Source organism: Chryseobacterium populi (assembly GCF_000282115.1).
Lineage (GTDB): Bacteria > Bacteroidota > Bacteroidia > Flavobacteriales > Weeksellaceae > Chryseobacterium > Chryseobacterium populi.
Map to the genome: position 1 here is coordinate 1 of NZ_AKJY01000070.1, position 23,442 is coordinate 23,442.

Here is a 23,442-nt window from a genome sequence, read left to right on the forward strand (position 1 = left end):
GGTCTGACATCATTGATCAAGATAGATTAATTGCGGCTTAAATCGAACTCACGTTATTTTATGATCTTTTTTATCTTCGTCCGTCATCTCCATTATTCCTATTACCCTTGCATTAACCAGAGTAAGGGGAACGAGACTTTCCGAACATAACACAAGAATATCCAACGGATCTCCGTCACTGTAATAAGTCTGTGGTATTATTCCATAATTAGCAGGATAATACATGGAAGATAAAAGAATCCTATCCAATCTTATTAATCCTGATAGTTTGTCGATTTCGTATTTTGTATGGCTGCCAGTGGGGATTTCAATAACAGCTGTAACTATTTGTGGCAGGTGCTCTCCCGGAGAAACGTCATGCCACGGGTGTTGGTTTCCTATCATTATTTTAGTATTAATTGTTTATTTCTATTATTCTTAATTTATTCCTATAAGTTTCAAGAATATAGTATTCCTAGAATTGGTGGTAGTCACTATGCTTTTGCTTTTCCTATTCTTCTCACATACTTATAGATCTCAAACCATAAAACAGAAACCGCTGCGATAAAAACGGCCATCCCCAATTCGTTTATATTGAGTGCAGTTACTTTAAAGAATAGTGAGATCGGTTTTATATATAATATGACCATAAGCATCATCAATATTAAAACAGAAATGCCAATAAGTAAAGGATTACGGTTTTTGAAACTTTCCACCACACTGTAAAAAAATGATCGGTTGACATAACTCAGTAATATATTGGCAAAGATCAATGTACTGAATACCATTGCCCTTGTCCTGGCTTCATCACCTCCATTTTGAACTGTAAATTGATATACAAATAAAACTCCGAGGGTTATCACGCTCCCCTGAATAAAGCTGATTCCTAACTCACTCAAACTTAAAAAAGTATCTCCCATGGCTCTTGGCAGCTGTTTCATTGTGTTTTTTTCCATGGGCTCATTCTCATAAACAATAGAACAGGTCGGTCCCATCACTAATTCAAGGAAAATAACGTGAACCGGAGTAAATATGTGCGGAAATATCCATCCCAAAAACAGAGGCAGAGATACCGTAAGTATAATAGGAATATGAATGGAAATAATATACTGAACCGCCTTTTTAATATTGTTATAAATTCTTCTTCCTGCAGCAATTCCGACAATTAGTTTTTCTAAATCATCATTCGTAATGACCAATGCCGCAGCTGATTTGGCAATTTCGGTTCCTTTACTTCCCATTGCAACACCAATGTGCGCAGCTTTTAAGGCAGGACCATCGTTAACACCATCTCCCAGCATGGCTACCACTTCACCTTTCTTTTTCAGGGCATTTACTACTGCAAGTTTCGCGTCCGGAAACATCCTGGTGAATAAAGTAGTCTGTTCTGAGATTTCCATTAATACTTCTTCAGTATTATTCATTATTTCACTACCATTAATGGCAGGAGTAGTGTTCATAATTCCTGCCTGTATTGCAATTGCTTTGGTTGTATCTTCATTATCTCCCGTTATCACCTTTACCCTGATACCGGCATCATAAATCTCTTGAAATACTTTATGAATTCCTTGTTTGGGAGGATCATAAAATACAGTCAGTCCTAAAAACTCAAATACAAAATCCTGCTGTCTTTGAGGAAAATTGTTTCCTTCAAAATGTGACTTAGCAACTCCCAAAACGCGGTAGCCTTCCTGTCCAAATGCTTTTATAATGTCTCTTATCTTTTCTTTTTCTGTCTCTGAAAGGCGGGAAACATTCAGAATAGCTTCCGGGGCTCCTTTTGCTGCAATAATTCTGTCTTTATTTTCATTCTCAAAAAGATGAGTCATCATTGGCGGCCTGCCTTCAAGCGGATATTCATGAAACATCTTATATTCTTTCCTTGCATCATTTTTTTGTGTCTGCTGATATGTCTTATGCAGAGTGATTTCCATGGAATCAAAAGGGACAGGTTCACTACTCCACATTGCATAATCAATAAGTTCTTTCAAATTTTCAGCATTAAATTCTTTTTCATTATAAATCATGCCTGATTGGTAATCATACAAATGTTTCAACTGCATTGAATTTTCTGTAATGGTTCCGGTTTTATCGGTGCAGATAACGGTAGTACTTCCTAAAGTTTCTACAATACTGCTCCGCTTAATAATAATTCCCTGACGCATAAGCTTCCATGCTCCCAACGCCATAAAGGTTGTAAATGCTACAGGAATTTCCTCCGGCAATACAGACATTGCCAGTGTTAATCCACTAAGAAGACTCGTTATGAGGTCTCCGGTTTCAATATAACTGAAAATACAAACCATAAGAAAAATAATGATCCCAATAACAGCCATCCATTTTACAAACTTCCGGATCTGGATCTGTAATGGTGATATTTCTTCTTTTATATTCAATACAGATTCTCCAATTTTTCCGACACGGGTTTCTGAGCCTATTTTTTGCACCTCAAAAATGGCTAAACCTGAAACTGTAACCGTACCGCTGTAAACAAGATTATCCCCGGATTTGCTGTCTTTAAAAACTGAAAAACTTTCACCGGTAAGAGAAGACTCATTCACGGAAAAATCATTACTATGTACAATCACTCCATCAGCATTTATATTTTTTCCCTCCTCGGTAATACATAAATCACCTACAACAATTTCATAAGTCGGAATTTCTACTATTTGCGAGTTTCTGATGACCAAACTTAGAGGTTCGTTCAGTTTCTCAAGTTCTTCCAGAGCTTTTTTACTGCGATTATCCTGATAAAAAGAAATAGCGGTTACCGCCACGATAGCCACAAACATAAAAGCTGCCTCGCCATAATCCCCCACAATCACATAAATAAGTGAAATAATGATAAGTAAGATTAGCATAGGCTCTTTTAAAATATCAACGACCAGGTCAAACCATGTATTCTTATAGATCCCCTCCACGCGATTATATCCATTCCGTTGTCTGGAAACTGTTACTTCATCATGTGTAAGACCTTTAAAGCCTTCGGGTATATTGTAAGACATATCAAATTAATAGGTTATCTAAAAATAAGCAATTATTATATACAAATTGAATTTCCGCTCTTGACCAGTATCAGGTTTCGGTGTGATGTATATCATAGTGTTTTCTCCAAAGTTTCTGGAATTTTGATTGATAAATTACGATATCATGAAGACAAATGCAGAACTGCAAAAAAATGTTCAGGATGCCATTAAAAGGGAGCCATTACTACACGCAACAGAAATAGGAGTTATTGCAAAAGACGGTGTGGTTTCTCTTACAGGAGTAGTTGATCATTATGCAAAAAAAATAGAAGCCGAGAACGTCGCAAAAAAAGTTATTGGAGTAAGAGTTTTAGTAGAAAACATTATCGTGAAATCTCCAGATTCCTTATCAAAAACAGATGATGAAATTGCCACAGAGATTTTAAAAGTTTTTAATTCCAATGCATTGATTCCAGAGAACAAAATCAAAGTGATTGTGGAAAATGGCCAGGTGACTTTAGAGGGTGAAGTGCCATGTGATTATCAGCGGGAAATTACTAAAAACGCAATCCGGTATCTTCCAGGTGTAAAAGGGATCAGCAATCATATTAAAATCAGATCAGAAATAATAGATGATATCAAACAAAAAGATATTGAACATGCAATAAACATGAACTGGGCGCTTTATAATAATGATATCCACATACAGGTATCCGACGCCAAAGTAATTTTAACAGGAACAGTAAATTCATGGCATCAAAAAGAAGAAGCCGGTCGTATTGCATGGAAAACTCCGGGAGTAAGATGTGTAGATAACAGGTTATTTGTGGATTATGAATATTCAAAAAATAGTTTATCGTCTTAGACCTGAACCTCCTATTCAATCTGCATAGCAGCGAATTGAAAAATTACAGCAGACTTTATTTTAACTATAATGAATAATATATCAATAACAATTAACTTAAAAGATCAAGAAAAATAACCTCTAAAATCACAATCAAATGTGTTTTTTAGCTATTTCAAGTTTTTCAGCAGGTATAGCACTCTGGGCTGTTGGTATAGCTTTGGAATTGATCCCCTTATGCATTAAATTGCTCGGTTTACGATAATAATTTTGATGGAAATTTTATGAAACCGTCACCCCGAAAAGATGCCCTATTAAAGCGGTAATTCCCATAGCAACCGTTCCCCAGAAACAGATTCTCAAAACGGCAATTCCGATTTTTGAACCGCCAGTTTTTGCTGAAATAGCGCCTAAGATCATTAGAAAAATAATCGAAAAGCCATATTGAAAATAAACCATCTGTTTAATTGGCGCCAAAAACGAAATGGCAAAAGGCAATAATGCGCCCAAAGCAAACGAACCGAATGATGCAAATGCAGCCTGCAAAGGTTTTGCCTGTGTTATTTCATTGATCCCCAACTCGTCATGAGCATGAGCAGCCAAAGCATCGTGTTCCGTGAGTTCAGTAGCTACTTTCAAAGCGGTTTCTTTACTCACACCGCGTCTTTCATAGATCTTAGCTAATTCTCTTACCTCTACTTCCGGCATTTCTTCAAGTTCTCTTTTCTCACGTAAAAGATCAGCTTTTTCTGTATCTTTCTGTGAACTTACGGAAACGTATTCTCCTGCAGCCATAGACATCGCTCCGGCGATCATTCCTGCAAGCGCAGCAAGAATAATGGTATTTCTGTCGGGACTTGCAGCGGCAACCCCAATTACGATACTTGTGGTAGACAATAATCCGTCATTTGCTCCTAGAACTGCTGCACGAAGCCAGCCAACCCTATTGACATAATGTTTTTCCAGTTGATGATGCATAAGCTTTATTTTATGTTAAAAAATGACTTGCTAAAGATGTTTAGCAAGTCAAATTTAAAATGATTTTATTTAAATCTCAAATTCAGGGAAATAATATCAGATTTCATTCCCACAGATTTCGTGTAATGTCCGTATCTGATTTCCAACATATTCAGCCTTTCGACACCAAATAAGCCGTTCTTCGGACTGATTCTGATTCCTGCTCCGTAAAAATGACTGTCGAATTTTGAAAGATCATAATTACTGGTATAAAAATCATCAAAAGCTGTATGCTCTTGATAAGGTGCAAAATATTTAGCCGCAGTCTGAGAATAATATCTGTAAAAAGGGCTTACCGAAACAAAAGGAGAAATTTTCACCGGCGTTTCCAGGCTGAATGTATTTGATTTTAAGCCCCAATCATCAGTATAATAACGATAATATGCTCTCAAAATGATCTTATCACCAAGAAAATAATTCGCTCTTACCCCCAAAGGAATTTTAAACCGTTTATCCGGCAAAGCTTCCTGATGAACTGAATTATCATTGAAATAAACCCTATGGAAAGGTAAGCTTAAATATCCTGTCTGCTGAACTCCATCCGCTAGAAATTCAACCTGAAAGCTCTGATTGAGAATCTGTGAATAGGAAAGAGACAATGCAAAAGTATTTCTTCCGCTGCTTCCGTAACTTTCGTGTTCCCCTCCGCTGCTTCCGTTCGTTCTGAGCTCAATCGGGGCAATCAGTTTTACCTGATCCAGGTAAGCCTGGAATTTCGCCGTAAATTCTCCCATTCTGTTCTTTGTTTTTTGTGAAAATCCGATATTTGCACCGTATGATGTGTAATCGAACTCGAAGGAAGTAGAAACACCTGCCATTAAAGTGGTTCCTTTATCCGTATTTTCGCGGCTCCAGCTTAGTGCAGGATAAATTCTGTTGTCCGCGTGGGAAGCGGATGAATTGGCTTTCAGATCGATCATATCCGAAGACGCGGAAGTGTAATGATCGATCCCGACACTGAAATCGAATTTATTTTTCCTGTCTTTCCTGTCGTATTTTACCATCGTTACGTCAATGGTATTGGAAATGTCGGTCAGTTTTTCCGTCCCGATTCCTCCCGTAACTGCGGAATTGTTTCCGTTTTGCTTATAATAGCTTGAAACTAAATTAGCTTCATCAAAAGTTAGCTTTTTAGGCTGTTCATTGTTTGTGTTTTCCTGTGCTTTTGCGTTGAAAATTCCGAAAAGAGCAATAACACTTACAATTAATTTTTTCATTTTAAATCACAATTAAATTTTACGATTACTCTTTTTAGTTACATCCGCAACCACCGCCAACTTTTCCAGCATTCGCGCCCGAAGATCCTTCTCTGTAAGATTGGAAGCTTAGCTCGGTTTTTTCAATCATTCGGTTTCCGAGAACCATTTCGGCGTCGTTTAATTTGTTTTTTTCGTACTCTTTTACGGTTGTGCAGGACTGTACTGAAACAACTGTGATTATTAGACAAGTTTGTATTTTTATAAAGTTTTTCATTTTAAATTAATGTTTTGAGATGAATAAATTTTGTCCTGATCATCAATAATGATACATTCCAGATGATTGATCTGGTTGATCATATTGAGTGCGGCATCAATTTCCATAATGCTTACGGGAGTTGCCATAGCATCGGCAATTTCTGCGTTGGGACAAAAGATAGTAACACTTTTCACGCCCGAAACAGGTATTCCTGTTTTGGGGTTAATGGTGTGAGAATATTTTTTACCGTTGATGACGACGAATTTTTCATAATTTCCGGAAGTTGCAACCGCCATATCTGTGATATTCATGTACGAAAACGGCCGTTTTGCGTTGTCTGGATCTGCAATTCCGACAGTCCAGGGTTTTCCGTCAGCCTGATTTCCCCAAGTCGTTAAATCACCCGAAGCATTCACAATTCCGGATGCTACATCTCTGTTTCGAAGCATCTGTTTGGCCATTTCTGCAGCATAACCCTTCCCGATTCCTCCGAAACCGATCCGCATTCCTTTTTCTTTGAGGAAAACGGTTTGCTTTTCGTGGTCAAGAATAATATCCTGATAATTAACAAGTTTCAGATGTTCTTTAATCAGTTCAGGATTGGGAAGTTCTTTCATTTCGCGGTCGAAATTCCAAAAACTTTTATCGATTCCGCCATAGGAAATATCGAAATATCCGTCCGTTATTCTGCTGATTCTTAGACTTCTTTCAATCAGGTCAAAAATCTCCCAATCTACTTTTACAGGCTTGATTCCGGCATTTCTATTGATGAGATTGGTCTGACTTTCTTCATTGAAGGTTGTCAGAAGTTTTTCGATTCTTCTGATTTCGTCAATAGCCGCATCAATGTGCTGATTTGCAGAATTTTCATCATCGCTTACAACAGTAATTTCAAAAGCATTCCCCATTAATTTCTGAGGTCTTTTGAATTCTTTTAACATACCTTTTTATTTTTGATTTTCTTTGATACCTCTTATCTCTTTACTGAAAGCCAAAGTATTCTCCGAAGGAAGACCTTCCCAGCTTTTCAGGATTTTGCCTTCCGAATTCAGCAATAATGTGTAAGGGAATAATCCTTTTTTATTGTACTGATCAGCAAGTGAAGCATTTTCTTTTTTCAGTTCCGTGGAAAGCTGATTCTTTTTGTTTCTTGGAAAATCTGCATTGATGTAAACGATGATATTTTCCGTTTCCAGCTTTTTAAATTCATCGGTTTCAATAATATTTTTATGAAGTTTAATGCATGGAATACACCAGTCTGAACCTGAAAAATTTAAAAGGATAAGCTCTTTATTTTGCGAGGCTTGTTTTTTGGCATTTTCCAAACGGTTTTGCGCATGAATGCCAGCAGCGAATACAACCATTAAAATGGCTGAAAATAGTGTTTTCATTATTCTGAAATTAATGATATAAAATAATTGATGATATTGATTTGTAGAAACTACAAACCATTTTATTGTCTGAATTATGAAAAAGAAAACCTTGGCGGTTCCCAAACGGAATTCAGAAAACCTTTATAGCACAGATCTTCGTCTTTTGAAGGGATTTTATGAAGTAGTAAAGGACTGAAATGATACGTTGCAGCTTCAAAACTGAATCCCTGATTAATCGTAAAAACCAACGACAAAGGTGCAGAATGAATGATAAACGGAAGTTTCTGATCTTTTCCGTAATCTCCGTCTTTCACAGGATGATCATAGTGTGTTCTCAGAAATGCCGTAAGCGTCATATCCGGATTCAATTCTTTGTGTTCCCAATAATGTTCTATTAAAGTCGGAATTTTCAACAGCTGATATACTTCAGTTGTTGAAATAACATATAACGACAATAACAATATGGAAATCAATTTTTTCACAAATCAAAATTATAAAATATTTTATTAAGAATGATTATTTTTATTTTCTTCTACAATATCTTTTTATAAGTTTATTTATCTCAAACCCTAATACTAAAATAGCAGCAACCCAAAATGTTATCCCTAATTCTTTTACAGCAAGTGGAGTAACGCTAAACAATCCTCATCCGACAGACAGAATGATGAACAATAATGCAACAACCAATGCAGAAATCCCTACCAATAAAAAATTACGATTTTTAAAACTTTCAAAAACACAGCAATAGAAGGTTAGGTCCACCAAACTCAGTAATATAGTAGCAAATATCAAATTGATTGTATCTCTATTTTTTTCCGATAAGCTGTTACTTTAGTCTGTATATCACCTATTAAATCTTATAGCATATGAAATAGATATGATATTAAACTTGCTGATTGTCGTTATTATACCAGAATACTATTTTTATTTTTTAACAATCTGCTGTTCAATCTGTTTTTTCACATCTCTCACCCATTGTTCTATTTCTGACTTTTGAGTATCAGATAATTTTGCATCCCGATGAACAACAGTATAGGATGTAAGCGGCATTTCCCCATTTCTGATGGTTTCTGCAACTTCATCAAGTTTCTTTAATTTTTTCTCTTTTGAATAGCTGTTAAATTCATCAAAATTGAAATGCCGTTTTCCTGAGTTCACATGGTCTGCCAGCCACCATTTTACAGGCTGGATGTTATTGTACCACGGGTAAACAGTAGTGTTGGAATGACAGTCGTAACAGCTCGTTTTCAATAATCCCTGTGCGTACCCGGGCACCACATAATGTTTTTCAATGGCATTTTCCGAAGGAATTGCCGCAATATTTTTATCAGTATCAAAAAATTGGATAACGATCAGAAACAGAATTAAAAAACCTGTTCCTGTTTTTATTAAAGATGATGTTTTCATTGTTTATCTATTAAAAAAAGTTCAACCACTGCAGTTTACTCGCCAGCGGTATTTTTAAGTTTCATAAGAAGGGTATAAGCATTCTTGGTGACAATTTTCTTATTTTTAAAATCATCAATATTATGTATCTGTATGAACCCGTTCTCTGTTTCACCCAATGTTACAGGTGTCAATCGGTAAGTACGTGTTTTCTCTTCCACAAAAACAAAATCTTTCCCTTCAAAATTGACAATACTTACTTCAGGAACAGCATTGGAAAAAGAAGTGCTTGTTTCTATTTCTGCATTCATATACATTCCCGGTATAAGGTTCTGGTCATATTTTTCAAAATGACAGTGTACTTCGGCCATACCTCCTGAATTAATATCCCTACTAATCAGAATGATTTCTCCGTAATATTTCTTATCAGGTGCCGCATTCGTGTAGGCCATAAACCGTTGTCCCATTTTGAGGTTTCCAAGATCTTTTTCATATACTTTAAGATTAAGATGAATATCATCCGGATTGATGAGTTCAAAAAGGACATCCGACGGATTTACATATTTTCCGATATTCACATTTACTTTACTCACAAACCCATTGATGATGCTGTAAACCGGAACGTTTTTTTTAATATTTCCGGAATTCAGCGATTCGGGGTTAATATTGATAAGGTGGAGCTGCTGTGCCAGAGAATTCATCAGGATTTCCTGGCTGTTCATTTCAGACTGGGCCTGCTGCATGGCTTTATCACTGGTTGCCTGGCTTTGATTAAGGGTTTTCTGACGGTTATAGTCCAGTTCGGCAAAATGCATTTTGGACCTTGCCATTAAATAGTCCTGCTGAAGCTGGATAAACTGCGGGTTTTCAATAACAGCAATCACCTGCCCTTTTGAAACCGGCTTTCCCGGAAGCAGGCTGCTCGACTTCAGGTACCCGCCTAAAGGAATACTGACAGAAAGCAGATTTTGTGGCGGTACATCTATCATTCCGTTAAGTTTTAAAACAGAGGAAATCTTCTGTAGAGAAAGTACTGTTGTTACTACAGGTGCATTTTTCAGTTGGGCACCGGTAAGTGTTACAACGTTTTCATCTTTGGAAAATACTGCTGCGGGTGCCGGCTCCGTTTTTCCATGGTCTTTACACTCATAAAACATGAGCAATCCTATTATTGACAGGGAATATGATATAATTTTAAATTTACGTTTCATTGTTATGGATTTAAAGTAAGGTATTCCAGCTCTATAGCACTTTGATTCAGTTTCCAGACTGCATCGGTATAGCTGTTTTTTAAAGCAACTGCCTGATTGATCAGGATGACAAATTCCAGATAATTGATCTCACCGGCAAGAAACTGTCTTTTAGCTGTTTCAGTGATGATATCTGCGTTTTTCAATTCCAAACTCTCATATTGCAAAACAATATCAAGGTTAGCCTGATAAATCCCGGATGCTTTTTTACGCCGATTCTGCAGGTTGAATTCCATATTGGCAATATCATTTTCAGCAATAGATTCTGCAATTTTAGCAGCCTGAATTCTGGCTTTCTGTCCGCCTGAAAAAACAGGAACCGAAACACCCAGCTGTACGGAATGAAATTGTGGTGCAAAGCCGTACACTTTGTCATCAGCCCCCGTTCCTTTAAAACTGTTAAGATTGTAAGCGAGCTGCAATCCCGGAAGCAGCTTAGCTTTTTCAAGTGCCGTCTGCTGTTCAGAAACTTTTTTCTGTTGCTGCAATACCTGGATCAAAGGATGTGAACTAAGCTCTTCTTTTAGCCCTCCGCTAAATAACTTCTTATCTTCAGGAACAAAATCTGTTTCAGTATTCAAAAGCCATTGCAGCTGATATTTCAAAACTGAAAGCTCTTGATTCAGCTGCTTCAGCTGGATTTCAACAGCAGATTTCTGGCTGGAAGCAGTTGTTTCTTCCAAAATATTACTCTCTCCTGCTTTCAGACGAATGCTTGCTTTATCCAAAAAGTCGGTATACAGCTTTAACGTTTCCTGAAGAAGCTTTTCTTTTTCTTTCCAGTAGAGAATATTATAAAAAGTAAGGCTTACAGCTTTCTTCAGTTCATATTCTTTAAGGGAAACATTCAACAGAGACTTTTTCCATTCTTCGGTGTATACATTCTTTTGCTTTTTATACACAGTCGGAAATGCTATATTCTGCGAAATTCCGAATTTCATATCCGTGAGTGCGCTGTTGATCTGCCCATAATCTACTGTTACTCCCGTTTGGGGAATGTCAGATGATGATCTGATAAGGGCTTTTGTATATTCTGACTTTAGTTTTTCATTTTTAATATTTCTGTTATTTTTCAAAGCAATATCAACAGCATCCTGCAATGTAACAGGAGTCTGTGAGCTTACCAGCCCCGCAAAACCGAAGCAGACAAAAAATGCCAGAACGGAAATCTGTTTTTTATTTTTTATTTTTTTCATTTTTAAATCCTTTTTCAATAGATACATACAATAATGGTAAGACAAACAGAGTAAGAAAAGTTGCGACCATCAGTCCTCCAATAACCACCGTTGCCAGAGGCCGCTGTACTTCAGCTCCTGCTCCGTTGCTGACAGCCATCGGAATAAATCCCAGTGAAGCAACAAATGCTGTCATCAGCACCGGTCGAAGCCTCGATTCTCCACCATCTATAATGATTCTTACAATATTTTTAATTCCTCTCTTATGAAGACGGTTAAACTCTGAGATCAACACAATTCCGTTTAGCACCGCCACTCCGAAAAGAGCAATAAACCCTACTCCTGCACTGATGCTGAAAGGCATTCCTCTGAGCGCCATCAGAAATACACCACCAATAATGGAAAGCGGAATCGCAGTATAAATCAGCAAGCTTTCTTTAACAGAATTAAAGGCAAGGAAAAGCATTACGAAAATAAGAGCCAGAGCAATAGGAACTGCTATCATGAGGCGCTGTTTGGCGTTATTGAGATTTTCAAACGAACCTCCATACGTCATATAATATCCCGTAGGAAGTTTCATCTTTTGATCTACCTTATTCTGAAGTTCTTCTACAATACTCTGAACATCCCTGCCTTTTATATTAAAACCTACTACAATTCTTCGTTGAGCATTTTCCCTCTGAATCTGATTGGGACCATTCTTCACTTCCACTCTGGCAAGCTGGGACAGCGGAATCTGATTTCCAAACGGTGTAGGAACCAAAAGGTTCTTAATATCAGTGACATTTTTCCGGTCTTTGGTGTCCAGGCGTACGACCATATCGAAGCGTTTTTCACCTTCAAAAACCAAACCAGTACTTTGTCCGGCAAATGCAGTATTAACCACCCGGTTAATATCTGAAACAGATAAATGATACTGGGCAATCAAAGGACGGTTGTATTCGATGATTACCTGCGGCATTCCCGAAACAGGTTCTATATATAGATTCTGGGTTCCTTCCACTGTTTCTATAATTTTCCCAAGCTTCCGGGCATTTTGTGAAAGTACATCAAGGTCTTCCCCAAAAATTTTAATCACCACATCCTGTCTTGCCCCGGTCATCAATTCATTAAAACGCATCTGGACAGGATATTGAAAACTGGCAGTAATTCCAGGTATTTCCTGGAGCTGTTTTCCCATTTTATCTGCTAATTCAGGAAAAGTAGAGGCTGAGGTCCATTCTTTTTTATCCTTTAAAATGACCATCATATCAGAAGCATCCATCGGCATCGGATCGGTAGGGACTTCCCCACTTCCAATTTTTGTAATCACCTTTTCCACTTCCGGAAATCTGGATTTGAGAATGTGTGCTGCTTTCTGGGTACTTCCAATTGTTGTTGTCAGATTACTTCCCGGAAGCACTCTTGTGTCTACGGCAAAATCTCCTTCTTCAAGGGAAGGAATAAATTCGCCTCCCATTTTGGATAAAATGAAAACAGCGGTTATGAATAAGATTGCCACTACACCAAAAACTATTTTGGGTACTCTGAGAAGTTTGAGCAAAGCTGTAAGATAGATCTTCTCTACCTTTTTCATCATTCTGTCTGATAAAGTAGGCTTATCACTTCTGTTTCTCAGCAATACCGCACTCATCATCGGAATATAGGTCAGTGAAAGTAAAAACGCTCCAAGCAGTGCAAAAGCTACGGTCTGTGCCATGGGTTTGAACATTTTCCCTTCAATTCCCTGTAGAGTAAGAATTGGCAGATAAACAATCAGAATGATAATCTGTCCAAAAACAGCACTGTTCATCATCTTTCCAGCAGAATCAATAACTACAGCATCCATTTCTGATTTTTCGACGGAGAATATCTTTTTAAATTTTGAATTATGACTGAACTGATGTAAAACAGATTCCACAATAATCACTGCTCCATCGATAATCAGTCCGAAATCCAGGGCTCCAAGACTCATCAGATTTCCACTGACTCCAAAGAGATTCATCATACAGATCGCAAAAAGCATCGCCAAAGGAATAACAGAGGCAACCAACAAGCCCGCTCTTATATTCCCCAGAAATAAAACCAGTACAAAGATTACAATCAATGCTCCTTCTGTCAGATTTTTTTCTACTGTTCCGATGGCACTGTTCACCATTTTGGTTCTATCCAGAAAAGGTTCTATAATCACTCCTTTCGGGAGGGTTTTCTGAACCTGGGCAATTTTTCCCTTTACATTTTTTATGACCTGATTACTGTTCTCACCTTTGAGCATCATTACAACAGCTCCTGAAACTTCTCCCTGGTCATTAAAGGTCATGGCTCCATAACGGGTTGCAAAGCCTGGCTTTACCTCAGCAATATCTCTTATAAATAACGGTACATCGTTTGTTTTTGTCGCAATAGAAATATTGTTGATTTCTTCAATACTTCCTACTAACCCTTCACTCCTGATGTAGAGAACAGTGGGCCCTTTTTCAATATAAGCACCTCCGGTATTTTGATTATTGGCTTGTAATGCGTCAAACACGTCATTAATTGTTATTCCATGTGCATTAAGCCTGTCCGGATTTACGGCAATTTCGTATTGTTTTAGTTTGCCTCCAAAGCTGCTCACTTCCGCCACTCCTTTTACTCCCAAAAGCTGTCTTCTTACAATCCAGTCCTGAATGGTACGGAGTTCTGTGATATTATATTTTTTCTCATATCCTTTTTCAGGCCTTACCACATACTGGAAAATTTCGCCAAGTCCTGTGGAAATAGGTCCAAGCTGTGGATTTCCAATACCCTGTGGAATAACAGCCTGTATCTGCTGAAGCCTTTCGGCAACCTGCTGCCTTGCCCAGTAGATGTCAACATTATCTTCAAAGACAATGGTAACAAGGGAAAGTCCAAACCTTGAGAAACTTCTGATCTCCTTTAATCCTGAAATATTATTGTTCGCCTGTTCTATAGGAAAAGTAACAAGCCGTTCTATATCTGTTGCACCAAAAGATGGCGCAGTGGTAATAACCTGTACCTGATTGTTGGTAATATCCGGTACCGCATCTATCGGCAGTTTGGTAACCTGATAGGCACCCACACCAATAAGTCCTAATACCAACAATGCAATAATGAGTTTATTCTTTACAGAAAACTCAATGATTTTTGTAAGCATATAATGATTGATTAATCTTAATTATCATGATAAAATTCCTGTATTCTGAAGCATAGATTCAATGTATCCGCATTACATACGGACACTTCGTTAAAAAGCAGAATACCTTCTCAGTCAAAAAAAATGACTAAGAAAAATAGATTAAGATTGAAGAAATCTTGGCGGTTGCCAGATAGAATTGAATATTTCTTTATTGTAAAGAACACTTTTATAAAGGGGCTTCTTGATCTCACGGGTATTGTAGACCTTCTCTGTAAAATAAAAATCTAAATACGGATTAATAGTGAAAACCACAGACAGAAGGCTTACATGTGAAACAAAAGGCAATCTTTGGTCCTGATCGTGGTCACTGTCTTTTACAGGATGATCGTAATGGATTTTCAGAAATGCAGTGAGAGACATCTCTGGGTTCAGGTTTTTATGCTGTATATAGTGCTCTATCAGGAGCGGCATTTTCAAAAGCTGATACAATTCAGTCGTAGAAACCAAATATAATGACAATAACAATATGGAAATCAGCTTTTTCACTCTAACAAAATTATCAAATATTTCATTAAGAATGATTTTAAATAAGCTAAATAATTTAACGTCTCACTTGATTTGGGGTGATAGCGAATTTTTTCTTGAAAGCATTACTGAAGTGCTGTAACGAGCAATAGCCCAACTCGAATGCTATTTCAGTAGCTTGTTTTTTGCCACCAAGCAGGTCTTTTTTTGCTCTTTCTAAACGTAAGTCAGATAAATAAGAAAAGGCAGTCTGATTAAATATTTCTTTGAATCCCCGTTTCAGTTTGTATTCATTTATCCCAACTATTTTTGCCAATTCTGTCAGTGTTGGTGGCGACTCAATATTCTCAACCAAATAATCACGAGCATACACTATCCGTTCTTTGTCATAATCATATTTTATGTATAAAGATTTCTCATTTTGAAGCTTATTAAATGATTCCGCCTGCAAAACAAGCAGCTCAATTGTTTTCGATAGAAAAAATAATGGTTTTAGCTCATTCGAATAGCCACAATTCAAAATAGAATTGATGCAAGTTTGTATAGGCAGATCAATATTCAGGTTAGAACCTGAAAGGGTTATAGGTGTTTCTGATGCTATTTTATCCGCAAATTGCTTAAGGGATTCATTTCCATCTTTTGATATCCTCAAAAACAAATCTTTTGAAAACTGAATCATAAATGATTTCATTTTCATTTCATCAAACTTTAGTTTTCCTTCAGCACCGGTGCCATAGAATAAATTATGCTGATTGGCCATTAATTCGAAGGAATTACCCATTCCATCCTGCTTTATTGAGGTTTTTCCCTGCAGGTTAAAGTGCATTGTTACCAATTCCATGTCTCCTTTCCAATCCACTTCAGTTGGTTGATTGAGAGCTGTTTCGGAATATAAAATCTTGATCCCACCAAAAAGCCATTGCCTGGCAGTTAATTGTCCAAAAGGGATGTCTATTTTAAAAGTATCTTCTTTAAAATTCTGATCATTAAAATCATTTTTTTCAAAATTCTTTTTAAAATCCTTTTCATTATTTCTTAACTCAAATCCCATTTTACTCCCTAATTTGCTAGTTTAACTCCTTTTTTTGCAAGCTTATCTTTTAACCAAACAGCAATTTTGTATGGTCAGGTTATGTGAAAAAATATAACGAAAATCAAAGGTAGAAAAAAATTCCATAACCCATAAAAGATAACTCTTTACAGATGGAAAATATGAACCTCTACCCGGATTAAAAATAAAAGAGAAAAACAATGAATAAAAAAGCAATCATAATAGGTGCAGGCGTTGCAGGTCCAATACTGGCCCTACAACTGAAAAAAATAGGTTTTGAGTCCGAAATATTTGAATCAAGGTCCAAAGACAATACAAATGAGGGTGCTTTTTTAGGACTTACCCCTAACGGCTTGAATGTATTGAAAGAATTTATTGATTTAAAGGTACTTGAAGATGATTATACTCCCGGCTCTATGAAGTTTTTCAATTCCAAAGGAAAACAAATAGCGGATCTGGGTACAGCGTATCAGAAACAGCAATATGGTGTGGAGACGCTTCAGTTGAAACGGGCAAATCTCAATAAATACGCCCGGATAGCAGCAACTAATGCCGGAATAAAAATAGAGTACAATAAAAAATTTATCAGCTATAATGAATCAAATGAACAGGTAACTGCCTATTTTGCTGATGGATCTACCACTACTGGTGATATTATGATCGGCAGTGACGGGATGTTTTCGGAGGTCAGAAAACAATTGTTCCCGGAACTTTCTGTACTCAAATACACAAAGCTTATCTCTACAGGAGGTTATGCAAGTATTCCTGAGCTTTCCAAACCTCTTGATTCAATACGGATGACCTTTGGAGAAAGAGGGTTTCTTGCATATTCAGTTTCTGACAAAGGTGAAGTTTGGTGGTTCAACAACTATTTTAGACAGCAAGAGCCAAAGCCACAGGAAGTAGAAAAAACATTAAAAACTGAAATTAAGGATCATTTAGCAACTGTTCATAAAAATGACGATCCTGTTTTCTCCAAAATAATCAAAAATAGTCATGAGATTATTGCTTATCCTATTTATGATGTTCCTAAACTCCCGCATTGGTATAAAGGTAGAGTCTGTCTTATTGGTGATGCAGCACATGGCATTTCTCCACATATTGGGCAAGGGGCGTCATTAGCGTTAGAAGACACAATTGTATTTGCCGAACTATTAAAAAAACACAAAGATTATAGCATGGCATTTCATATTTTTCAGTCCGAACGACAGCCCAGGGTAGAAAAAATAATTAAAAGCGCCAGAAAAGTAGGCAATACCAAAACAAAAACAAACCCAATAACAGCCTGGTTCCGGGATCGTTTAATTGGTTTCTTTATTGGCAGGCAAATTCAGCAACTTGATTGGATTTATGGTTGGACTTATTCAAAAAAGAATAATAGTTAAGAAAAAAAGTAATGAGGAAGGATTAGATCGGTTTTATGTTTTAATAAATCGACGTTTCAAAATAATTAACATCTTTTAAAATCAGCTTTACCCAAACGATGCTAAATCCCATCTGCATCTACCCTATTCCATATAGCCTCACACAAGTACACAGAGGCTGTTTCTGGGGAAACCACAAGAAATGAGACAGTTTCTCACAAACCCCTCAAATTCTGTTTTTTTATTATGGTCTGAGACTTTAAATCGAGTAAAAAAAATAAACTGTTATTTTTCCACCCATTGAATAATTTTCTTTAAAAAGATGATCAATCTTCTTTTATAACTTGTAATTAATATCTTGAGATTTTCCTTCCATTTAAGGGCTGGGTAGGTCTGTTATTGTTTTTAGGAAGGGGATATTGATCCGGAAGAGATTCCGCACAAGATTTAAGATTAATTGAAATCCCGGCTTAGTCCGTACGTTGCCCGGATATTTCAACTATAACACCCATAACATCATGATATAAATTATAAACTTACTGAAAAATACTTATCTTCGCCTACAAATTTTAATCAAATGAAGAAGATTGTCTCCGGGTTATTTATTTTTCTTACCATCCTACTTTTTGCACAGGAATCTATTCAGTTTCAGGAAATTCCTTTTAAAGATCTTATTACCAAAGCCAAAAAAGAAAATAAACTGGTTTTTATAGATGCTTATGCTTCCTGGTGTGGCCCCTGCAAAATGATGGAGAAAAATGTATTTACAAAAAAATCTGTCGGAGATTATTATAACACCAACTTTGTGAATGCAAGGTTTGATATGGAAAAAGGAGAAGGAAGAGAAATTGCTGCAAAATATGGGGTTCGCTCCTATCCTACTTACCTGTTTTTAAATGGTGACGGCGAATTGGTTTCCCAAAATATGGGCTATATGGAAGAAAGCATGTTCTTAGCCATGGCTCAGGATATCAATTCACCCAACAATAAAAAAGGTTCTTTAAAAGATCGTTTTGCCAAAGGTGAAAAAGATCCGGAATTTCTAATGAACATTATGAAATTAAATTCCACCACCGACTTTGATTTTGCAAAAAAAGCTTCGGAAAGATATTTTGAAAATAAAAAATCAACTGAAGAGCTTACCAGAGATGACATCGGATTTATGCTTTTCTTTTTAAAATCGACAGAAGATCCGAATTATAAAGTTTTTACTTCCAGAAAAAAAGAAATTATTAAATACCTTCCCGAAGAAACGTATAAAGAATTTGATAATCAGCTGAAATTATCAAAAGTGGTAGAGCAGTCCATTGATGACAAGAATAAAAGGATCAATGAAGAATACTTTATGAAAACCGCAGAGCCATTGGTAGGAAAATATGATGCCCAGATCAAGCTCAATCAGACTAAGCTGAGTTATTACGAGCAAAATAATAATTTCCCTGAATACGAAAAAGCAGCTTTAGAATATTACAAAAATTCCGATTCATTTGAACCGAATCAATTATTAAAAGCAGCATGGATATTCTCTGATCATGTGAAAACCCCTTCATCCCTGAAAAAAGCTCTTGAATGGGCGGAAAAATCTGTTATGAGAGGGGAAACATCTGAAAGCACATACATTCTGGCTAAACTTTATTTCCTGACCGGAAATAATGAAATGGCAAAGACCTATGCTGAAATGTCAAGAAATTTAGCAGTTCAGGCCAAAAAGGATTCTACCCTTGCTGAAGGTTTATTAAAACAACTTAAATAGAAATTTATCTTTTATGCCTGATGCTTTTGCAATAGCAGGAGGAAAGTTATACATATTTACTATTTTACTATGAAACTATTCGGAAAAAACCACATCATTATTTCAGTCATCACTTTTGTGATCCTATTTTTAATGAATTATATCGGAAATGATCTTCCTGACAAATTACAAAGGGCTGTACTAACCGCTTTTGCAGGAGTGATCGGGCTATCAGTCGGACTTTTTATTTTAAACAAAGGAAAGAATGATAACAGTCCGCCCCAAAACTTCGATTAATCTTCATAAACAATATACCGGGCTCTTATTTTTCCGAAGCCTTCAAGATCTTTTTTCCAGGAAGCTTTAATTTCTGCGATTGATTTTTTAGCAATAATCTGTTTTCTGAATTCATCTGTTCCGGCTAAGGTATCAAACCATAGGTTTTTAAGAAAAAAACTGAGATCAGGATTTTTATAATTGTTATAAGCCTTAATTACCCATTCGAGGTTAAGTTCACGTAAATCAGCTTTATAATCAGAGAGATTTTCACCGTAACACAGTTTTCCATTTAAAAACGGATCTTTAGCTCCGAAATTAGGTCTTGGTGTAAACTGGTAGGGTAAATTCTTTGTCCATGGTGAACCATACACCTGGAACGGAAGTTCAGTGCCTCTGCCTACAGAAACCTGGGTTCCTTCAAAGAAGCATAAACTTGGATACAAATTAATAGCTTTATCGTTTGGAAGATTAGGAGAAGGTTTATCAGAGATCGTGTAGCGTTGTTTTTTGTGATAATTCTGCATAGGAATCAAGGTATATTTGGCCTGTACACCATTCTTCAGCCATTTTTCTCCATTCACCATTTTACCGTATTCCCCAATTGTAAGCCCATACACTACCGGAACTTCATGCATTCCCACAAAACTTGCCCATTTCTTTTTCAGAACAGGCCCGTCTATATAGCCGTCATGTGGATTGGGGCGGTCCAGCACCATTATTTCCACGTGATTTTCCGCTCCGGCTTCCATTAAATAAGTCAGTGTTGAAATATAAGTATAAAACCTTACCCCAACATCCTGAATATCAAAAACGACAATATCAATTCCTTTTAATTGTTCGGGTTTAGGTTTTTTATTATTACCATATAACGAGATGATAGAAATTCCTGTTTTTGCATCTACACCGTTCTTTACGGTTTCTCCGGCATCGGCATTCCCGCGGAAACCATGTTCGGGAGCAAAGATGGCTTTTATTTTAATCCCTTTCTTTACTAAAAAATCCACCAGATGGGTCCTGTCCTGCATCAGTCCTGTTTGATTGGTCACAATACCGATGGTTCTATTTTTTAATAGGGGTAAATAGAGGTCAGGGCGGTCTGCACCGGTCTTAAAAGCCTCCTGAGGTTGAGCCTGAGAATAATATTGATTGAATACTCCTAAAAAAATTAGGCAAATCAGAAGTAAATTTTTAATTTTGAAATCTAAATTCATAAGCTTGAACTTTCCTTTATATTTCTCTAGAAAAATAGCGTTTTCCAAAGATAACAAAAATAATCTTTCAAGGGTTATCATCTTCATAGGCAGGCTTTCCGTAGCATTAGGAATCATTGTTTCACTCATTACGGTTTCCACAGGTTTCGGTTCCAAAAAAGCTATTAAAGAGAGACTGGCAGATTTCAGCGGACATATTACCGTAAGATCTACAAGATCAAATTCTTCCTATAATACTTCAGTTTTGGATAAGCAGGGACTGGATATTCAAAAAATAAAGGAAATTCCTGATGTGGAGAATGTTCAAAAGTATGCAAGTGTTACAGGAATTATGCGTAATGAACATAATTTCGCAGGAATTATCTTCAAGGGTGTTGGAAAAGATTTTGACAGCCTGCGGTTTAAAAAGTTTCTTGTTGCTGGTACAACTCCTAAAGTAACAGAGATAGGTTTCAATAATGGTGTGGTTATTTCCCAGAAAATAGCAAAAGATCTTCATTTAAATTTAAAAGACAGCATTGTTACCATATTTTCAAAAGCTGATCAAAAGCCCATATACAGAAATTTTGAGGTCATCGGCATCTATAGGACAGATATTAAAATGATTGATGAGCAGTTTGTGATCGGTGGTATTAATCATGTGAGAAGAATTCAGGATATGAAGCCTGATGAAGTGGGCGGGATTGATATTTTCTTCAAAAATGTAAATGATATCGATAAAGATTTCCCGGAAATCGAAAAATATATCGGTTATAAAAATTATGCTGAAAAAGCAACAGAGAAATACCCGCAGATTAATGACTGGATAAGCATTTTCGACACCAATATTGCATTAATTATCATGATCATGCTGATTGTTGTAGTCATTAATATTATTATGGTATTATTGATCCTTATCATTGAAAGAACCAACTCGATCGGGTTACTAAAAACACTGGGAGCCAGCAATGCACAGATCAGGGCAACTTTTATCAACTATACCCTGATCATTATGATTCCGGGGCTTTTATATGGAAATCTTATCGGGCTCGGACTTATTTTATTACAAAAGTTCTTCGGGGTTATAAAACTGAATCCGGAAAACTATTATGTAAGCACGGTTCCGGTAGATTTAAACCCTGTTGCCATTATTTCGATTTCTTTAGGTATTTTACTTATCTCTGCACTGGCTCTGATCATTCCGAGCTACCTCATCAGTAAAATTTCTCCGGTAAAAGCTATTAAGTATAATTAATTCTCATGTACTGATGGCTCTGCAAAGATCAATCAACTAGTTGGCCTGGTTAAAGAATGTTAAAATTTTCAGATTTATTGGTCATTGCGAGGAACGAAGTGACGTAGCAATCTCCATAAGATGTCGTCAGATCTTCCCAGTAAATGAGTTCCCGGAGATTATATTTTGAAGTAAAACTTTTTCTCCCATAGAATTACAATTCATATCATTAATCTTTAATTCAATCTTAACGTAAATTATACTAGCCTAACCCGGTAAATAATTTTAAAGCCGTATCTTTGCAGCGCTTATAAAACATTTATGAAATACGCAAAAAATATCCTTGAAACCATAGGAAATACACCACTAGTAAAGCTTAATAAAGTTTTAGGAGAAGATTTTCCCGCATTGGTTTTAGCAAAAGTAGAGACTTTCAATCCCGGAAATTCCGTAAAGGACAGAATGGCTCTTAAAATGATTGAAGATGCTGAAAAAGACGGCAGATTAAAGCCCGGAGGAACCATTATTGAAGGGACTTCCGGAAATACAGGAATGGGATTGGCTCTTGCAGCGATCATCAAAGGCTACAAATGTATTTTTGTGACCAATTCAAAACAGTCTAAAGAAAAATGTGACATTCTTCGTGCAGTGGGTGCTGAAGTAATCGTATGCCCTACTGATGTAAAACCTACAGATCCGCGTTCTTATTATTCAGTTTCCAAAAGACTGGCTAAGGAAACAGAAAACGGATGGTACGTTAATCAATATGACAATTTATCCAACAGGGCTGCTCATTATGAGTCTACTGCACCGGAAATCTGGGAACAGACGGAGGGAAAATTAACACACTTCGTTGTAGGTGCCGGAACCGGAGGTACCATTACAGGTTGCGGAACTTTTTTTAAAGAGAAAAACCCTGATATTAAAGTAATTGGTATTGATACTTATGGTTCTATCTTAAAGGAATTCCATGAAACAGGTGAGCTTCACTACGATCATGCCTACACTTATATTACAGAAGGAATCGGGGAAGATATCATTCCGGAAAATTATGATATGTCTGTCATTGACCATTTTGAAAAAGTAACGGATAAAGACGGCGCAATCTATGCCAGAAAACTGGCTAAAGAGGAAGGGATTTTCTGTGGCTATTCTGCAGGAAGTGCAATTGCTTCTTTAATCCAGATGAAAGATCAGTTTACAAAAGATGATGTAATTGTTGTATTGTTGCACGATCACGGTTCAAGATATGTAGGAAAAATCTACAATGATGAATGGATGAAGGAAATGGGCTGGCTGGAATAATTTAAAGCTGAGAATGCAGAGGCGAAAAGGCAAATTAGCTCTTTACACAATAAAAAATCAGAGTATTGCTGCTCTGATTTGGTAGTGTCTCACTAACTGTGTAAGTTAAAAAGTTATTCTGGAAAATTTTTTGAGCTGTAAGGGCTCAAAAAATTTTACGGAAATAACTTTTTATTATTTTTAATCATTACATAGTTAT

19 protein-coding genes and 1 pseudogene are annotated in these 23,442 nt (G+C 36.6%); 6 read left to right on the forward strand and 14 right to left on the reverse strand.

Translation table 11 applies throughout. The features are described from left to right. Positions 1 to 48: 48 nt before the first annotated feature. Together PMI13_RS15815 and PMI13_RS15820 are read right to left on the reverse strand one after the other, a co-directional pair. Positions 49 to 384 carry an inorganic diphosphatase gene (locus PMI13_RS15815; protein WP_007845505.1) on the reverse strand — a complete coding sequence of 112 codons (336 nt, stop codon included), beginning with the start codon at positions 382 to 384 and terminating at the stop codon, positions 49 to 51. Positions 385 to 473: 89 nt separating this feature from the next. Next, positions 474 to 2,984 (reverse strand): cation-translocating P-type ATPase, encoded by a 2,511-nt coding sequence (locus tag PMI13_RS15820; RefSeq protein ID WP_007845506.1) that lies wholly within the window; start codon positions 2,982 to 2,984, stop codon positions 474 to 476. Between the two features lie 145 nt (positions 2,985 to 3,129). Between PMI13_RS15820 and PMI13_RS15825 the strand changes: the two genes are divergently transcribed. Continuing rightward, positions 3,130 to 3,810, forward strand: coding sequence for a BON domain-containing protein (locus tag PMI13_RS15825; protein WP_007845508.1), 681 nt, complete (start codon positions 3,130 to 3,132; stop codon positions 3,808 to 3,810). Between the two features lie 261 nt (positions 3,811 to 4,071). On the opposite strand, the gene PMI13_RS15830 is transcribed toward PMI13_RS15825, so the two are convergent. The 11 genes and pseudogenes from PMI13_RS15830 to PMI13_RS15880 all read right to left on the reverse strand — a co-directional run bounded on the left by PMI13_RS15830 (position 4,072) and on the right by PMI13_RS15880 (position 16,139). Further along, the gene (locus tag PMI13_RS15830) at positions 4,072 to 4,767 is read right to left on the reverse strand and encodes a VIT1/CCC1 transporter family protein (protein ID WP_007845511.1); all 696 of its coding nucleotides are present in this window, start codon (positions 4,765 to 4,767) and stop codon (positions 4,072 to 4,074) included. Positions 4,768 to 4,832: 65 nt separating this feature from the next. After that, entirely contained in the window at positions 4,833 to 6,023 is a 1,191-nt protein-coding gene (locus tag PMI13_RS15835) for a DUF3570 domain-containing protein (RefSeq protein WP_007845512.1), read from the reverse strand. A gap of 34 nt (positions 6,024 to 6,057) precedes the next feature. After that, a complete protein-coding gene (locus PMI13_RS15840; protein WP_007845513.1) occupies positions 6,058 to 6,279 on the reverse strand; it encodes a DUF4266 domain-containing protein in 222 nt (73 codons plus the stop codon). Beyond that, positions 6,276 to 7,202 (reverse strand): FAD:protein FMN transferase, encoded by a 927-nt coding sequence (locus tag PMI13_RS15845; RefSeq protein ID WP_007845514.1) that lies wholly within the window; start codon positions 7,200 to 7,202, stop codon positions 6,276 to 6,278. Before PMI13_RS15845 ends, PMI13_RS15840 begins: the two co-directional genes overlap by 4 nt. Before the next feature lie 6 nt (positions 7,203 to 7,208). Then, the gene (locus PMI13_RS15850) at positions 7,209 to 7,652 is read right to left on the reverse strand and encodes a thioredoxin family protein (protein ID WP_007845515.1); all 444 of its coding nucleotides are present in this window, start codon (positions 7,650 to 7,652) and stop codon (positions 7,209 to 7,211) included. Between the two features lie 74 nt (positions 7,653 to 7,726). Continuing rightward, positions 7,727 to 8,116: a hypothetical protein gene (locus tag PMI13_RS15855; protein ID WP_007845516.1), complete on the reverse strand. Its 390-nt coding sequence runs from the start codon at positions 8,114 to 8,116 to the stop codon at positions 7,727 to 7,729. A gap of 442 nt (positions 8,117 to 8,558) precedes the next feature. Further along, complete coding sequence (locus PMI13_RS15860) at positions 8,559 to 9,041, reverse strand: heme-binding domain-containing protein (RefSeq protein WP_007845518.1); 483 nt, start codon at positions 9,039 to 9,041, stop codon at positions 8,559 to 8,561. A gap of 35 nt (positions 9,042 to 9,076) precedes the next feature. After that, positions 9,077 to 10,231, reverse strand: a complete 1,155-nt coding sequence (locus PMI13_RS15865) for an efflux RND transporter periplasmic adaptor subunit (RefSeq protein WP_034670669.1) — start codon at positions 10,229 to 10,231, stop codon at positions 9,077 to 9,079. Between the two features lie 2 nt (positions 10,232 to 10,233). Beyond that, positions 10,234 to 14,581, reverse strand: a pseudogene (locus tag PMI13_RS15870) (CusA/CzcA family heavy metal efflux RND transporter). A gap of 141 nt (positions 14,582 to 14,722) precedes the next feature. Beyond that, positions 14,723 to 15,109 carry a hypothetical protein gene (locus tag PMI13_RS15875; protein ID WP_034670671.1) on the reverse strand — a complete coding sequence of 129 codons (387 nt, stop codon included), beginning with the start codon at positions 15,107 to 15,109 and terminating at the stop codon, positions 14,723 to 14,725. A 55-nt stretch (positions 15,110 to 15,164) separates the two neighbouring features. Next, complete coding sequence (locus PMI13_RS15880) at positions 15,165 to 16,139, reverse strand: helix-turn-helix domain-containing protein (protein WP_007845536.1); 975 nt, start codon at positions 16,137 to 16,139, stop codon at positions 15,165 to 15,167. A gap of 200 nt (positions 16,140 to 16,339) precedes the next feature. Here PMI13_RS15880 and PMI13_RS15885 point away from each other — a divergent pair, with 200 nt between their 5' ends. The 3 genes from PMI13_RS15885 (at position 16,340) to PMI13_RS15895 (ending at position 19,532) form a co-directional block, all read left to right on the forward strand. Beyond that, a complete protein-coding gene (locus tag PMI13_RS15885) occupies positions 16,340 to 17,524 on the forward strand; it encodes an FAD-dependent oxidoreductase (RefSeq protein WP_007845538.1) in 1,185 nt (394 codons plus the stop codon). Between the two features lie 556 nt (positions 17,525 to 18,080). Beyond that, on the forward strand, positions 18,081 to 19,256 hold the full coding sequence (locus tag PMI13_RS15890; RefSeq protein WP_007845541.1) for a thioredoxin family protein: 1,176 nt from the start codon (positions 18,081 to 18,083) through the stop codon (positions 19,254 to 19,256). A 69-nt stretch (positions 19,257 to 19,325) separates the two neighbouring features. Next, positions 19,326 to 19,532 carry a hypothetical protein gene (locus tag PMI13_RS15895; protein WP_007845543.1) on the forward strand — a complete coding sequence of 69 codons (207 nt, stop codon included), beginning with the start codon at positions 19,326 to 19,328 and terminating at the stop codon, positions 19,530 to 19,532. On the opposite strand, the gene PMI13_RS15900 is transcribed toward PMI13_RS15895, so the two are convergent. After that, complete coding sequence (locus PMI13_RS15900) at positions 19,529 to 20,725, reverse strand: exo-beta-N-acetylmuramidase NamZ family protein (RefSeq protein WP_007845546.1); 1,197 nt, start codon at positions 20,723 to 20,725, stop codon at positions 19,529 to 19,531. The two genes, PMI13_RS15895 and PMI13_RS15900, sit on opposite strands and share 4 nt — an antisense overlap. A gap of 4 nt (positions 20,726 to 20,729) precedes the next feature. Here PMI13_RS15900 and PMI13_RS15905 point away from each other — a divergent pair, with 4 nt between their 5' ends. Together PMI13_RS15905 and PMI13_RS15910 are read left to right on the forward strand one after the other, a co-directional pair. Then, positions 20,730 to 21,959 carry an ABC transporter permease gene (locus tag PMI13_RS15905; RefSeq protein ID WP_007845548.1) on the forward strand — a complete coding sequence of 410 codons (1,230 nt, stop codon included), beginning with the start codon at positions 20,730 to 20,732 and terminating at the stop codon, positions 21,957 to 21,959. A 300-nt stretch (positions 21,960 to 22,259) separates the two neighbouring features. Then, positions 22,260 to 23,243, forward strand: a complete 984-nt coding sequence (locus PMI13_RS15910; protein WP_007845550.1) for a PLP-dependent cysteine synthase family protein — start codon at positions 22,260 to 22,262, stop codon at positions 23,241 to 23,243. The last annotated feature ends 199 nt before the right edge of the window (positions 23,244 to 23,442 follow it).

Coding starts and splice junctions, on each gene's coding strand:
- PMI13_RS15815 (WP_007845505.1), bottom strand. CDS start 384: ATGATAGGAAACCAACACCCGTGGCATGACGTTTCTCCGGGAGAGCAC.
- PMI13_RS15820 (WP_007845506.1), bottom strand. CDS start 2,984: ATGTCTTACAATATACCCGAAGGCTTTAAAGGTCTTACACATGATGAA.
- PMI13_RS15825 (WP_007845508.1), top strand. CDS start 3,130: ATGAAGACAAATGCAGAACTGCAAAAAAATGTTCAGGATGCCATTAAA.
- PMI13_RS15830 (WP_007845511.1), bottom strand. CDS start 4,767: ATGCATCATCAACTGGAAAAACATTATGTCAATAGGGTTGGCTGGCTT.
- PMI13_RS15835 (WP_007845512.1), bottom strand. CDS start 6,023: ATGAAAAAATTAATTGTAAGTGTTATTGCTCTTTTCGGAATTTTCAAC.
- PMI13_RS15840 (WP_007845513.1), bottom strand. CDS start 6,279: ATGAAAAACTTTATAAAAATACAAACTTGTCTAATAATCACAGTTGTT.
- PMI13_RS15845 (WP_007845514.1), bottom strand. CDS start 7,202: ATGTTAAAAGAATTCAAAAGACCTCAGAAATTAATGGGGAATGCTTTT.
- PMI13_RS15850 (WP_007845515.1), bottom strand. CDS start 7,652: ATGAAAACACTATTTTCAGCCATTTTAATGGTTGTATTCGCTGCTGGC.
- PMI13_RS15860 (WP_007845518.1), bottom strand. CDS start 9,041: ATGAAAACATCATCTTTAATAAAAACAGGAACAGGTTTTTTAATTCTG.
- PMI13_RS15865 (WP_034670669.1), bottom strand. CDS start 10,231: ATGAAACGTAAATTTAAAATTATATCATATTCCCTGTCAATAATAGGA.
- PMI13_RS15880 (WP_007845536.1), bottom strand. CDS start 16,139: ATGGGATTTGAGTTAAGAAATAATGAAAAGGATTTTAAAAAGAATTTT.
- PMI13_RS15885 (WP_007845538.1), top strand. CDS start 16,340: ATGAATAAAAAAGCAATCATAATAGGTGCAGGCGTTGCAGGTCCAATA.
- PMI13_RS15890 (WP_007845541.1), top strand. CDS start 18,081: ATGAAGAAGATTGTCTCCGGGTTATTTATTTTTCTTACCATCCTACTT.
- PMI13_RS15895 (WP_007845543.1), top strand. CDS start 19,326: ATGAAACTATTCGGAAAAAACCACATCATTATTTCAGTCATCACTTTT.
- PMI13_RS15900 (WP_007845546.1), bottom strand. CDS start 20,725: ATGAATTTAGATTTCAAAATTAAAAATTTACTTCTGATTTGCCTAATT.
- PMI13_RS15910 (WP_007845550.1), top strand. CDS start 22,260: ATGAAATACGCAAAAAATATCCTTGAAACCATAGGAAATACACCACTA.